This window comes from Leptolyngbya sp. FACHB-541, from assembly GCF_014695875.1.
Taxonomy (GTDB): domain Bacteria; phylum Cyanobacteriota; class Cyanobacteriia; order Elainellales; family Elainellaceae; genus JAAUTN01.
Window position 1 is genome coordinate 20,718 of the sequence record NZ_JACJPC010000102.1, and the last position, 13,076, is coordinate 33,793.

Annotated in this window: 11 protein-coding genes; 5 read left to right on the plus strand and 6 right to left on the minus strand. The window is 48.9% G+C overall.

Translation table 11 applies throughout. From position 1 onward, the window contains the following. Positions 1-2: 2 nt before the first annotated feature. Positions 3-680, minus strand: a complete 678-nt coding sequence (clpP, locus tag H6G00_RS21445) for an ATP-dependent Clp endopeptidase proteolytic subunit ClpP (RefSeq protein ID WP_190646108.1) — start codon at positions 678-680, stop codon at positions 3-5. A gap of 158 nt (positions 681-838) precedes the next feature. Then, on the minus strand, positions 839-2,431 hold the full coding sequence (gene tig / locus H6G00_RS21450; protein WP_190798303.1) for a trigger factor: 1,593 nt from the start codon (positions 2,429-2,431) through the stop codon (positions 839-841). Positions 2,432-2,987: 556 nt separating this feature from the next. Between tig and H6G00_RS21455 the strand changes: the two genes are divergently transcribed. The 4 genes from H6G00_RS21455 (at position 2,988) to H6G00_RS21470 (ending at position 7,688) form a co-directional block, all read left to right on the plus strand. Next, a complete protein-coding gene (locus tag H6G00_RS21455; RefSeq protein ID WP_190798304.1) occupies positions 2,988-4,040 on the plus strand; it encodes an aspartate-semialdehyde dehydrogenase in 1,053 nt (350 codons plus the stop codon). Between the two features lie 87 nt (positions 4,041-4,127). Next, a complete protein-coding gene (dapA, locus tag H6G00_RS21460; protein WP_190646106.1) occupies positions 4,128-5,042 on the plus strand; it encodes a 4-hydroxy-tetrahydrodipicolinate synthase in 915 nt (304 codons plus the stop codon). Positions 5,043-5,241: 199 nt separating this feature from the next. After that, entirely contained in the window at positions 5,242-6,999 is a 1,758-nt protein-coding gene (locus H6G00_RS21465) for a ribonuclease J (protein WP_190646105.1), read from the plus strand. 410 nt (positions 7,000-7,409) lie between these two features. Continuing rightward, on the plus strand, positions 7,410-7,688 hold the full coding sequence (locus tag H6G00_RS21470; RefSeq protein ID WP_347277364.1) for a Mo-dependent nitrogenase C-terminal domain-containing protein: 279 nt from the start codon (positions 7,410-7,412) through the stop codon (positions 7,686-7,688). A 12-nt stretch (positions 7,689-7,700) separates the two neighbouring features. Here the strand turns inward: H6G00_RS21470 and H6G00_RS21475 are convergent, their stop codons facing one another. Next, a complete protein-coding gene (locus H6G00_RS21475) occupies positions 7,701-8,444 on the minus strand; it encodes a response regulator transcription factor (RefSeq protein ID WP_190646325.1) in 744 nt (247 codons plus the stop codon). A gap of 351 nt (positions 8,445-8,795) precedes the next feature. Between H6G00_RS21475 and H6G00_RS21480 the strand changes: the two genes are divergently transcribed. After that, positions 8,796-10,052: a glycosyltransferase family 2 protein gene (locus H6G00_RS21480; protein ID WP_190798306.1), complete on the plus strand. Its 1,257-nt coding sequence runs from the start codon at positions 8,796-8,798 to the stop codon at positions 10,050-10,052. 140 nt (positions 10,053-10,192) lie between these two features. Here the strand turns inward: H6G00_RS21480 and H6G00_RS21485 are convergent, their stop codons facing one another. The 3 genes from H6G00_RS21485 to H6G00_RS21495 all read right to left on the minus strand — a co-directional run bounded on the left by H6G00_RS21485 (position 10,193) and on the right by H6G00_RS21495 (position 12,883). Continuing rightward, positions 10,193-10,648: an SRPBCC family protein gene (locus H6G00_RS21485; RefSeq protein WP_190644181.1), complete on the minus strand. Its 456-nt coding sequence runs from the start codon at positions 10,646-10,648 to the stop codon at positions 10,193-10,195. A gap of 106 nt (positions 10,649-10,754) precedes the next feature. Then, positions 10,755-12,185: a 9,9'-di-cis-zeta-carotene desaturase gene (zds, locus tag H6G00_RS21490; protein WP_190798354.1), complete on the minus strand. Its 1,431-nt coding sequence runs from the start codon at positions 12,183-12,185 to the stop codon at positions 10,755-10,757. A gap of 47 nt (positions 12,186-12,232) precedes the next feature. Further along, positions 12,233-12,883, minus strand: coding sequence for a TetR/AcrR family transcriptional regulator (locus tag H6G00_RS21495; RefSeq protein ID WP_190644180.1), 651 nt, complete (start codon positions 12,881-12,883; stop codon positions 12,233-12,235). Between the last annotated feature and the right edge of the window lie 193 nt (positions 12,884-13,076).

Here is a 13,076-nt window from a genome sequence, read left to right on the forward strand (position 1 = left end):
TCTTATTTCAATGCAGTAACAGTCTCTCTCGCCGCAGGCAGGTTCTGCCGAGAGATAACTTGATCGATTAGACCGTAGTCTTTAGCCTCTGCTGCTGACATGAAAAAGTCGCGTTCCGTATCAGCCTCAATTTTGTCGAAGGGTTGACCCGTGTGATGAGCCAACAACTCATTGAGCTTGCGCTTATGGTAAAGGATTTCCCTTGCCTGGATCTCGATGTCAACTGCTTGCCCCTGTGCTCCACCAAGAGGTTGGTGAATCATAATGCGAGAACTGGGAAGCGATAGACGCTTGCCTGCTGCACCACCTGTCAGGAGAAATGCGCCCATACTGGCAGCTAGACCAAAACAGATCGTAACAACGTCAGGGCGAACTTGCTGCATCGTGTCATAAATCGCCATACCTGCAGTTACAGAACCACCCGGAGAGTTGATATAGAGTTGAATATCTTTCTCGGGATCTTCAGCATCTAGGAACAGCAGTTGCGCCACGATGGAGTCAGCAACCTCGTCATTGACCTGAGTTCCTAGAAACACGATGCGCTCTCGCAGCAGCCGTGAATAGATGTCAAACGCCCGTTCACCTCGACCAGATTGCTCGACCACCATCGGAATCACAGAATCGATTTCTGGTGATCGAGTGCTGGTTAAAAGGGGATCGGAGAACTGAGATACAAGCATATAGAAGTAAGGCAGCGGTAGGTGATGTGATCAACACTAGGCAAATGAACGAGCAGAAATCGGACTTAGAGGGGTTCGATCGCCAGGTCGCCTATATTCGCCATTATGCCTCAACTAACCTAGGACTGACTGGAAAATCGGCAGAGGCGATTCAAAGGCTATTTAGATTTTGCTTTAGAAGCTTTGCCTGTCTTACCTGCTGAACCTTCGTCCTCAGCTGCTGAGTCAGTATTTGTTGCGGCTTCTTCCACTTCTGCCTCGTCTGTTACGACTTCAGCAGTTGTATCCACCGTTGTCGGACTGCCTGAAGCAGCTATTTCTTCAGACTGCTCATCAGATGCTTCTGCATCTGATTCTAGTGCGGTTTGCGCTGCTTCTAGGGTATCCGCATCTGCATCTGATTCAAGCGTCTCAGGAGGCGTTAATGACCCTTCTGGGACTAGCTCAACGGTAGCATTCTCTTCTAACCAGGACAGAATCTTCTCTCTCAGCAAGTCATCTTCAACCGACTGCCGAAGCCGATCCATATCAATGTCTTGAGTCTGGTCAGCATATTGCTCCAGGATCTCATCGACCTTTGCTACTACCTCTGCTTCCTCAACCTTAATAGACTCGCGCTTGGCAACTTCTCCCAAAGCAAGCGTTCGCTGGATGCGGGCGATCGCATCAGGGCGCGATCGCTCCCGTAACTGCGGAATCACTTCCTTCGTCATCAGTCGCTTAACGTCTAATCCCTGATTGCTCAACTGCATCGCAGTCTGAGTGATCATGTAATCCACTTCCTGCTTCGTCAGAGTTTCAGGAATTTCAACTTCAATGTGCTTGACTAACTCATCAAGCAACGCCTGCTCTTTGTTTGCCTTGGTCTTTTGCTCCGCTTCCTGCTTGAACCGAGATTCCAGAGATTCTCGCCACTCAGTCAGGGTTTCAAAATCGCTTACATCCTGAGCAAAATCATCATCCAGCTCGGGCAATTCTTTCTCTTTCAGTTCCTTCAGGGTGATAGTAAACACCGCTGCTTTACCCGCCAAATCTTGCTGCGGATAGTCGTCAGGGAAGGTAACAGAAACATCCTTTGTCTCTTCCAGGCTCATACCAATGATGCCATCTACAAAGCCTGCAATGAATTTGCCTTCCACAAGCTCAATTTGGAAATCTTCAGCACTGCCACCCGGAATTTCAGCAGATTCGGCTTCGACTTCCTCGCCCGTCAGCCGCCCTTTGAAATCAACAACTGCTACGTCTCCGGTTTGCGCTGCCCGTCCATCTACAGGCACTAGCGTTGCAGATTGGTTACGGTAATTTTCTAGTACCTCATCAACCCGCTCTGAGGCATAAGTTACTTCTTCTGCCTTGACTTGCAGCCCTTTGTACTGGCTGAGTGTCACTTCTGGCGGTACATCTACCACTGCAGAGAAAACGAGAGCAGAACCTGGCTCAAATTGGCTGACCAACTCTTCAAACGAGGAACGAAGTTGGAAATTGCCGAGCGCCTCAATTTTTTCCTGCTCGATTGCCTGCTTGAGGCTATTTTCAATCAACTCCTCAATTGCAGCGGCTTTGAGTCGGCTAGAGCCAAATCGTTGAACTAAGACCTGGCGCGGCACTTTACCTTTGCGGAACCCAGGAATGTTTGCAGCACGGGTGAACTCTTGCAGGGTTTTTTCGTAAGCCTGCTTTGACATTTCGGGGGGAATTTCAATCTCTAGACCAACCTGGCTAGCGGGAAGCTTTTCCTGAGTAACTTTCATCGAACCTCTTATGGCACAGTTGCAAGGATGCTGAAAACAGTTCAGCGCTGCTGCAATTAGCTATGTTAGCTGATCCTGAACAGACATAAATGTCGCAGGGACAAATCTCATTAACTCATTACACCTTAACTCTAGTAGCATCCTCACTTCTGTCATCAGGGTACTCTGCCAAAAAATTTCAATTACCAGGGAAATCCACTTACATTTATTCACATTTGTTAAGACTGATGCTCGATCCGCTATGATTCAGAAAATATTTTACTTTCTGATGCCCTTTCAAAGGGTTGATTTTTAGAAATAAAATTTTACAAAAGCCTTCTTCAGCTTGAATCGCTTCTACCTTGTCAAAAATTTTTATCTTTAAGAATCTTGCGGGTTACTTACTGTCGGTCTACAAAGCAGTAAAGCTTTTTCTCAGAATTTGTACAGGTACCTGCAATTCAGTAAGCACTTCGAGATCTAGACCGTTCGCATCATTTCGCCTTGAACAGGCTTGAACTGCAGATTCTTTTCTAAAAGCTTGGAATTACAGCTACATCACTTGGAGGAAGTTAACTTGCCACAAACTTATCGAGTTGCAATTTTGGGGGCAACTGGAGCGGTCGGAACTGAACTGTTGCAACTATTGGAAAGCCGCAACTTTCCGATCGCCCACCTGAAACTATTAGCCTCTCCCCGCTCTGCCGGACAAAAACTGTCCTTTAAGGGAGAAGAGCTAGACGTTGAGGCAGTAAGCGATCGCGCTTTTGACGACGTTGATCTGGTTTTGGCTTCGGCCGGAGGCTCTATTTCTAAAGCTTGGGCAGAGAAGGCGATCGCCGCTGGAGCAGTAATGATCGACAACTCTAGCGCCTTTCGGATGCAGCCTGACGTACCCTTGGTTGTGCCAGAGGTCAATCCAGCAGCAGTTGCCTCCCATCAGGGCATTATTGCCAACCCCAATTGCAGCACCATTTTGATGAACGTCGCCGTCTACCCATTACATCAGGTTCAACCTGTGCGGCGAATTGTTGTCTCGACCTACCAATCTGCAAGTGGAGCCGGCGCACGCGCCATGGAGGAGGTCAAGCAGCAGGCTCAAGCAATCTTGCGGGGGGAAGAGCCTGTCACCGAAATATTTCCGTATCCTCTCGCTTTCAACTTGTTTCCTCACAATACGCCGATTAACCAGCAGGGCTATTGTGAAGAAGAGATGAAAATGGTCAACGAAACTCGAAAAATCTTCGATGCCCCAGATCTACGGGTGACTGCTACCTGCATTCGGGTACCCGTTTTGCGAGCCCACTCGGAAGCGATTAATCTAGAATTTGACCAACCTTTTAGCGTTGCTGAGGCAAGAGAAATTCTGAGTCAAGCACCAGGTGTCAAACTAGTAGAAGATTGGCAGGCAAATTACTTCCCGATGCCAGCAGAAGCATCAGGGAAAGATGACGTTTTGGTCGGACGTATCCGGCAAGATATCTCCCATCCCTGTGCATTAGAGCTTTGGCTCAGCGGCGACCAGATCCGCAAAGGAGCAGCGCTCAATGCAGTGCAAATTGCCGAACTTTTAGTCGCTCAAAACCTGCTGCCGTCGGTGCAGCGCGAATTTGTAGGGTTTAGGGGATAGGAGTTGGGGTTTGGAGATGTTTCTACTTGAGTTCCCTTGTAAATCTCCTGCCCTGAATACCCCAATAGTTGAGGAGTGAGTCTGAGTGTGAGCAATTTTGGTAGGGTTTTGACGGCGATGATTACGCCGTTTAAGGCAGATGGCAGCGTGGACTATGCTGTAGCTGAAGCGTTGGCAGCGCATCTGGTAAACCACGGCACAGATAGTTTAGTGATATGTGGCACCACGGGCGAGTCACCTACGCTAAGCTGGGACGAAGAGTATGAGTTGTTTAAGGTTGTTCAACAAGCAACCGCAGGAAAAGCTAAGATAATAGCAGGGACGGGTTCAAATTCTACTCAAGAAGCGATCGCAGCTACCCAAAAAGCAGATAAGCTAGGTCTGGATGGGTCATTGCAAGTTGTTCCTTACTACAACAAGCCACCGCAAGCTGGGCTATATCAACACTTTCGGGCGATCGCTGAGGCAACCCCTGATTTGCCAATTATTTTGTACAATATCCCCGGTCGGACTGGACAAAATCTCCTTCCTGAAACCGTCGCTCGTCTGGCTGAAATCCCAAATATCATTGCAGTCAAGGAAGCGAGCGGAAATCTCGACCAGGTTAGCCAGGTACGGCGATTGACACCCGCAGAATTTAGCATTTACAGTGGCGATGACTCCCTTACCTTGCCGATGTTGGCAGTTGGCGGACAAGGGGTGATCAGTGTTGCTAGCCACTTGGTGGGCGACCTACTCCAGCAGATGATCCAATCCTTCGCAAACGGTCAAAGTCAAACTGCAATTCAAATTCATCTGCAACTTTTCCCTCTGTTTAAGGTTCTCTTTGCTACGACCAATCCCATTCCTGTAAAAGCTGCACTGAGGCTACAGGGCTGGCAGGTTGGCACTACCCGTCTACCGTTAGACGATGATTCGAATGAGATTGAGTCGCTGCTTCAGCCGGTGATGCATGAGCTGGCTCTATTGCAGGCTGATCGACGAACTAGTCAAATTGCCTAATCAAGTTTTCCGACAACTAAATAGCCCCGCTTAATTGTCATAGATACAGAGACTAGCTCATCATCCGGCTTGTCTACACCACTGTTGAACCTTAGCAACTGAGTCGTTTTGTGCAACTTAATGCACCGTCAGTATCGCTAATTCCTATACAAACTTCAGCGCCATACAAATTCTTCAAAACCTGTTCTTAAGGACCTACATGAGTCAAACCGAATCTTCAACAGCCCTTAAAATTATTCCTCTGGGCGGCCTACATGAAATTGGCAAAAACACCTGCGTATTTGAAATCAACGATGAAATCGTTTTGCTCGATGCAGGGCTGGCATTTCCGACAGATGGAATGCATGGGGTGAACATTGTTCTGCCTGACATGACCTATTTGCGTGAAAATCGCCACAAGATTAAGGGCATGATTGTCACCCACGGTCATGAGGACCACATTGGTGGCATTCCGTTTCACCTCAAGCAGTTTGACGTGCCGGTGATCTATGGACCTCGGCTAGCAATGGCTTTGCTAGAAGGCAAGTTAGAAGAAGCAGGAGTCAGCGATCGCACCGAGCTAAGAACAGTTCGCCCACGCGACATGGTGCGAATTGGTAATTCCTTCTTTGTTGAGTACATTCGCAACACTCACTCGATCGCTGACAGCTTCACGGTCGCTCTACACACCCCCGTCGGTGTAGTCATTCACACAGGAGACTTTAAGATTGACCACACCCCCGTTGATGGCGAGTTTTTCGACTTTCAAAGGCTCGCCGAGCATGGTGAAAAGGGTGTCCTTTGCCTCATCAGCGACTCAACTAACTCTGAAATACCCGGCAGCACTCCTTCTGAGCGATCGGTATTTCCCAACCTCGATCGTGTCTTTAATCAAGCAAAGGGACGGCTGCTGGTCACGACCTTTGCCTCATCCGTGCATCGCGTCAACATGATTTTGGAATTGGCGAAGAAGCATAAGCGGGTCGTCTCTGTTATCGGTCGCTCGATGCTGAATGTGATTGCTCATGCCCGCAACCTTGGCTATATCAAGTGTGAAGATGACCTGTTTGTGCCGCTCAACATGGTCAACAAGCTGCCTGACGATCAGGTGCTAATCCTCACGACTGGCTCTCAAGGTGAGCCAATGGCTGCGATGACGCGCATCGCTAATCAGGAGCACCGTCAGGTGAAGATCCGTAAGGGCGACACGGTTGTCTTCTCTGCTAACCCAATTCCTGGCAACACGATTGCTGTGGTCAACACCATTGACAAGCTAATGATGCAGGGAGCCAACGTTGTCTATGGTCGCGACAAAGGCATTCACGTCTCCGGTCATGGTGCGCAGGAAGACCAGAAGCTGATGATTGCACTCACCCGTCCTAAATTCTTCTTGCCAGTTCACGGTGAGCATCGGATGCTGGTCAAGCATTCGGAGACCGCTCAGAGCATGGGCATTCCAGCAGAGAATATGGTCATTATCAACAACGGCGACGTTGTTGAGCTAACTCCTGAGAGCATTGGCATTGGTGGCAAGGTTCCCTCTGGCATCGAATTGGTAGATGCTTCCCGCTCTGGTGTGGTGCATGAGCGTGTTCTTAAAGAGCGTCAGCAGCTAGCCGAAGATGGGATCGTCACCGTAGCGGCGGCTGTCGGCTGGGAAGGTAAGCTAATTGCGAGACCGGAAGTTCACCTACGGGGCGTGGTTACGTCTGTAGAAAAGTCCCGACTGGAGAAGGCGATTGTGCAGACGATTGAGGCTCTGTTGAGCGATCGCTGGAAAGAATTTATTCACAGCTTTGGCGATGGCGAAATCGACGTAGACTGGACAAAACTTCAGGCTCAGATCGAAACTGAACTGCGACGACTGCTTCGCAAAGAGCTTCAGAGCAACCCACTTCTTGTATTTTTGATGCAAAGCCCAACTGCATCCTCTAGACCAGCCAAACGAGAAAGAGAAACCGCCAAAGTCGCTTCATAGCGAACCTAATACCGGACAAATACTAGATAAAAAAAGGAGGTGGGGCAAAGCTCCACCTCCTTTTTTTGTCCTAATTTGGAGTGATTGGCACTATGCCTACTAGGCAACACTCTATCAAGCCTTCGTGAACTTCCTGAGATTCCCTTCTCTAGTCAGTAAAAGATGGGTGATATCACTCACTCAAAATCAGTTTGAGTTGGGCATGATGATCGCGTCACCCACAGGAATCCCAATTCCGTCTCTCCATTGGAATTAAGGAAGGCACAATGAAGGAATCAAACTCTTCTACTCAAAGCAGTCCTGAGCAAAGCATTTTTCTTCCAGGTTGGGTTTGGCTACCCGAAGCCGATTCTAGTCAGTCACAACACTCTACTCATGCAACCGAGATCTCCGCTCCTACTACAGAACTACTGCCAAACGCCAACAATAAGATTGACCTGTTCAAACCACTGAGGCAGTGGCTCGACCAGATCGAAATTCAGAACTCTAAACTAGCGCACCTGATTTGCAAACTGATCCCCGCCCAGTGCCCTTTTGAACGTGATGTTGTGTTGTTTGGGCGTAAGCTCCTACATATTCCACCCATGTGCAAACTCAACCCAGTTTATGAGCAGGTGGTGAGTCTGCGCTTCCGTGCGTTGTGCTACCTAGCTGACGAATGTGGTGAAGACGTAACACCGTATTGCTGAAATAGGGTTGAGTCAAAGGACGCTTGAAGATTCTGTATCACCGCTGGTTTGCTCTGCACTAGGTAGCTCTAAACAGTAACCCGCCCCGTAAACCGTTTTTATGTAGCGGGGATGGCGGGGATCAGGCTCCAATTTTGTTCTTAGATGTCGAACATGAACTCGAATGGTTTCAATATCATCATCTGGGTCATAGCCCCAAACTTCCCTCAAAATTTCGCTAGGAGACACCGTTTGTCCGTGGCGCTGAAGCAAGCAGTGTAACAGTTCAAATTCCAGGTGTGTTAGCTTGACAGTTTTGTCAAACCAAATCGCCTCAAGTCTTTCAGGCACTAAGGTAAGAGAACCATAGCTAAGAATCTCACTATGCTTAGCAGCCTGGGGAATGCGATCGGTTCGTCGCAGCAGCGCTCTAACCCGTGCCAGCATCTCCTCAACTTCAAAAGGCTTGGTCAAGTAGTCATCTGCGCCCGCATTAAACCCTTCAACTTTATCTCGGGTCTGTCCCAGCGCGGTCAACATTAACACAGGGATGTCAGCAGTACGCTCATCACGACGGAGACGTTGGCAGACTGTAAAACCATCTACTTTAGGCAGCATCAGATCTAGCATGATCAAGTCTGGCAGGAGCTGTAGCGCTAAGGCCTGACCTTTAATGCCATCTGATGCTTGACTGACATCATAACCAGCCATTTCCAGGTTGACTGCGACTAATTCTGAAATTGCAGGGTCATCGTCGATGACGAGTATCCGAGGCATCATTAAATAATTGCGATGGGTGGTTTTTTGTAAACTGATCCAGAGACTTATGTAGGAAAAAGAAGATTCCTGTACAGATTATAAGCAAGGATTCTAAATTCTTTCTAAGGAATATGGACCTAACTTAAAAGTTTTGATTTTCTAATAGAAGGATCTTGCTTCACTGTGCTTTTAGTTACTGAGAGTGGTAGCGATGGTAGTGTAGGCGATCAGATTTGAAGAAGCGACACCTCAGATTTGTCTGAGGTGAAACAGCAGCAAATTCTAGACTCAGGCAGAGACCTCGTCAACTCGTATACAGATAAGCTAGAAGCTGGAACACCAAACTCCAGACGATGTTGAGGTAAGTTTTTGATCCTTTTGATCCTATTGATTGCATCTGCTTTGGCTCTAATGGGAGCGCTAGCTTACTGGTCTAAGCTGCGCCATGCAATTCACGAAGCTCCTCAACTTCATAAGCGATTTAGAAGTAATGACAGAGAACTGGAGATTGTACAGAATGATCCTGTTCATGCTGACCTACTTGCACAGCCTAAACAGACAGAGGGCACTGTCGTTTCTGTCATCGTTCCAGCTTACAACGAGGTTGAGAATATTCAGGACTGCCTCACCTCTATTTTAGACAGTACGGTACTCTCGGCTGAAGTTTTGGAGGTTTGGGCTGTAGATGACCAGTCTACAGATGAGACGTTGGCGATCGCCCACGCTCTTCAGCAGCAGCGCCACGATCCCCGGCTCAAGGTGCTAGCCGGACAGCCTAAACCGGAAGGGGAAGTGTGGGTAGGGAAGAATTGGGCTTGTACTCAAGCAGCTGAGCAAGCCAGCGGAGATTTTCTGCTGTTCTTAGATGCAGATGTTCGACTTAAGCCAGGAGCGATTGAAACTGCCATTCATGAAGCTCAACAAGAACAAATTGATCTGTTGAGCTGTGGTCCCGCAATCATTTGCGGTTGTTTAGCAGAATGGCTGGTACAACCGCTAATTATCAGCACGATTTTAGTTGGATTTAACTTTCAAGCGGTCAATGATCCCCAAACTGAGACAGCTTTTGCAGCTGGTCCATTCATGTTTTTTCGACGTTCTGCTTACGAGAAAATTGGTGGACATCGAGCTGTTGCGGGTGAGGTAGTCGAAGATGTAGAGCTATCGCGGCGAGTCAAATCAAGTGGGCTGAAGCTGCGCTATCTGCTGGGATCAGAGCTTGCTGCTGTACGGATGTATCGCTCTTGGAATGCGCTGTGGGAAGGCTGGACGAAAAATCTGTATGCGGGTTCTGGGCGTAATTTGGGCGCAATGCTTTCCTTTATTGCCCTAATTTTGTTGGTTTGTACAGTGCCTTGGGCAGTGCTGCTGGTTGCGCTGGTGAAGTTTCTTTGGGTAGGTTTGAGTATTAGGGAAGGACTGGCGATCGCCCTCTCTGTCATCACAATCAGTTTGCAGTACGACGTGCGACGGCGCAGTGCGACGGTTTCTCAAATTCCGCCACGTTACTGGTGGTTGACTGGGGTGGGAGGAGCGCTGGTGGGGGCGATCGCCCTCGGCTCTATCATCAAAACTGAAACAGGATGGGGATGGACTTGGCGAGGCAGGTCTCTGAAGCAAATTTAGGAGATCGGACCTAAATTCAACTCCTCATTCATAGGTAAACGCAATTCGGCGATCGGATTCAATGCCTTGAGCCCTTCTTGAATCGCCCTCAGCACGTCCACGTCTGGAATTTTGTAGATTTTCGGCAGAAGCTTTAGTTCCTAAACCTGTTCTTTTTGAGCTTGGGCATTTAGTGCATATTCCTTAAAACGCTCTAAATCTGCCTGAATAGTAGACTCGACAACGCGTCCCAAAAAGAGGTTGTCCATCAGTCGCCCTAGCCAACCCGGAATTGCGTAGGCGACGGTTAGCTTCACGATGCTGCTGTCGCCCCGGTCATAAAAGCGGATTGCGCCTCGGTTGGGCAAGCCATCAACTGATTCCCACTCGATGATTTGGTGGGGTATGACTTTGAGAATTCGCGAAAGCCAGCTAAATTCCAAACCACCTGTGGCGAGTTTCCAGCGTGACAATTCGGGATTATCATCCAGTACTTTGACGGAATCGATCCATTTCATCCAGCGGGGCATTTGCTCCAGGTCAGACCAGAGACTCCACACCAATTCCATCGGTGTTTCTACTTCAACCTGGACGCTGTGTTCTAACCATTCAGGCATAGGGGGGAGGGAATGAAGGATGGGGGATGAAGGATGAAAGGCAACTGAAGATTCGGAACTAGAAGCTGTCGGCAGCGGGAAATTTTCAGTTCGGCACTTTCAAATTTTATGGTTCCAGAATTGCTTTTGCGGCTTGCCGACCTGAAATCGTTGCCCCTTCCATGCTATCGATGTAGTCTTGCTGGGTGTAACTGCCCGCAAGGAAGAAGTTAGAGATGGGAGTTTTTTGGGCTGGGCGATAAGGGTCCATACCGGGTGCTTCGCGGTAGAGCGATTGGGCTAGCTTGACGACACTATACCAGGTCATGTTTAGCTCGCGGGAGGAGGGGAAGAGGTCATGCACCTGTTTGAGGACGTGTTGGGCGATCGCTTCATTATTCTGCTTGATGAAGGGGTCACCCGGAGTTAATACCACCTGCAACAAGGAACCCTGACCTTCGCGGTAGTAATCTCCGGGGCTGGTTAGTGCCATATCTGCAAAGCAGGAAAAATCTGCGTCCGGCGTGTACAGCAAGTTGTCCACCCCAGCGGCATGGTCAAGCTGCTTGCGTTCAGCGTCGTTGTGCAGTTCTGTCACCCAGCCGTCGAAGCGAAGCTGCACTGTCGCGACTGGCACAGCATCTAATTTATAAATGTTGTCAAACTCAGACCACTGTCGCCACTCAGAAGGCAAAAGCCGTTGAATCCCAGGTACATCACAGGCGCAGACATATTTGTCGGCGGTGATTGTTTCCTGTTCTTCTCCTTTGGCAATAACCAAACCAGTCACTCGCGTCTGTGCGCCTTCTCCTTCAAATAAAATCTGTCGTACACTTCGGCGGGTATGAATTTTGGTGCCTCGTGCTTCTAAATAGTCAATGATGGGCTTGTGCAAATATTCGTAGGGTGACCCTTCCAGCATTCGCAAGATTGAGGCTTCCGTCTTGGCAGCAAAGAACTGGAAGATGGTCAGCATACAGCGGGCGGAAATGTTTTCGGTGTCGATGAAGCCCAACGCATAGGCGATCGGATTCCACAGGCGCTTGAGACTGCCATTGGAGCCACCGTGACTACGAAACCAGTCGGCAAAGCTGATTCTATCGAGGTCACGAATGGTTTTCATTGCGCCGTCAAAGTCGATTAAGCCGCGCACGAGGGGACTGGTGCCAAGGGCGATCGCATTCTGAGCCTTGTCTTGAAGCGAAAGCTGGGAGGTCGTGAAAAATGCTTTTAACCCGTTGAACGGTGCCCCGGTGATGAAGCGAAAGTCTAACGCTCCGGTTTGCCCGCCCCGGTTTACAAAGGTATGGGTGTGTTCCTTGAGGCGTAAGTTGGCGATCGCCCCTACCTTTTCCATCAGCGCAAACAGGTTGTAATAGCAGCCAAAGAAGACATGCAGCCCCATTTCAATATGGTTGCCGTCTGAGTCCACCCAGCTTCCGACTTTGCCGCCAACAAAGGGGCGTGATTCAAAAATTTCTACCTCATGCCCGGCATCTACTAAATCAATGGCAGTCGCCATGCCTGCCAGACCTGCTCCAACGATCGCAACTCGCATTCTGTTCATCTTTAAGATTCCTTTACATAGTGTAGTGGAAATGGGGATTAGGGATTAGGAGGCGGGTCAGGAAAGAGGGGGTGCAGGTAGCGGGTTAGTAGGGTTTTGGTTTCGGACATGACTTGTTGGCGAAAGGCTTCGGTTTGGGTGAGGGAGAGAATTTGAAGTGACCCAGCAGTTTCGACGCTAATCAAGGCTACTAGTCTGATCTGTTCGGGGGAAAGGGTAGATTGCCTTGCAGCCAGAAACTTCTCTAGGTGTAGGGCAATTTCGGAGTCGAGCCGTTTGTCTAACTTCTGCAAGTCTGGTGATAGGCGCGTTTGAGCGAATACGACCTGATACCCTGGCTGAGTAATGTAAAACTGCTCGAAATCGTCAACTGCCTGATTAATTACTTGAGTTAAGGGCAAATGCGACAGAGCGGGAGCAAACGCTTCTGCTAAAACTTCTCGTAGCTGCTCAGCGTAGGATTCGGCTAGGGCGTAGAGAATGGCGGACTTGTCTGGGAAGAAGCGGTAAAGGGAGCCGATTGAGGTGCTAGCTCGGGTGGCGATCGCCTCCGTAGAGGCTTTCTCATAGCCCACTTCGGCAAAGACCTGCGCCGCTGCTTCTAAAATACGGTTAAACCGTTCCTGACTCCGAGTTTGCTGAGGTAAATGGCGCAAGGATTCGGAGCCAGGTGACGGCGGAGTGGTCATGCCAAAATTTTGTGCTCATAAAAATTGTGAGGATTTTTCACGTTCTCAGCATACCACAAACATGAGAAATTCTCACTATCTAATTCTCGCTCCTCTAGTTCTCAACCCATCCCTTTACGGGTAAGTCTAAGAACTAGGGGAACGGTATTTCTACACGAAAAATTTATTCTGAAAGCTACCCAGGTTCAATTTT

Coding starts and splice junctions, on each gene's coding strand:
- clpP (WP_190646108.1), bottom strand. CDS start 680: ATGCTTGTATCTCAGTTCTCCGATCCCCTTTTAACCAGCACTCGATCA.
- tig (WP_190798303.1), bottom strand. CDS start 2,431: ATGAAAGTTACTCAGGAAAAGCTTCCCGCTAGCCAGGTTGGTCTAGAG.
- H6G00_RS21465 (WP_190646105.1), top strand. CDS start 5,242: ATGAGTCAAACCGAATCTTCAACAGCCCTTAAAATTATTCCTCTGGGC.
- H6G00_RS21475 (WP_190646325.1), bottom strand. CDS start 8,444: ATGCCTCGGATACTCGTCATCGACGATGACCCTGCAATTTCAGAATTA.
- H6G00_RS21485 (WP_190644181.1), bottom strand. CDS start 10,648: ATGCCTGAATGGTTAGAACACAGCGTCCAGGTTGAAGTAGAAACACCG.
- zds (WP_190798354.1), bottom strand. CDS start 12,185: ATGCGAGTTGCGATCGTTGGAGCAGGTCTGGCAGGCATGGCGACTGCC.
- H6G00_RS21495 (WP_190644180.1), bottom strand. CDS start 12,883: ATGACCACTCCGCCGTCACCTGGCTCCGAATCCTTGCGCCATTTACCT.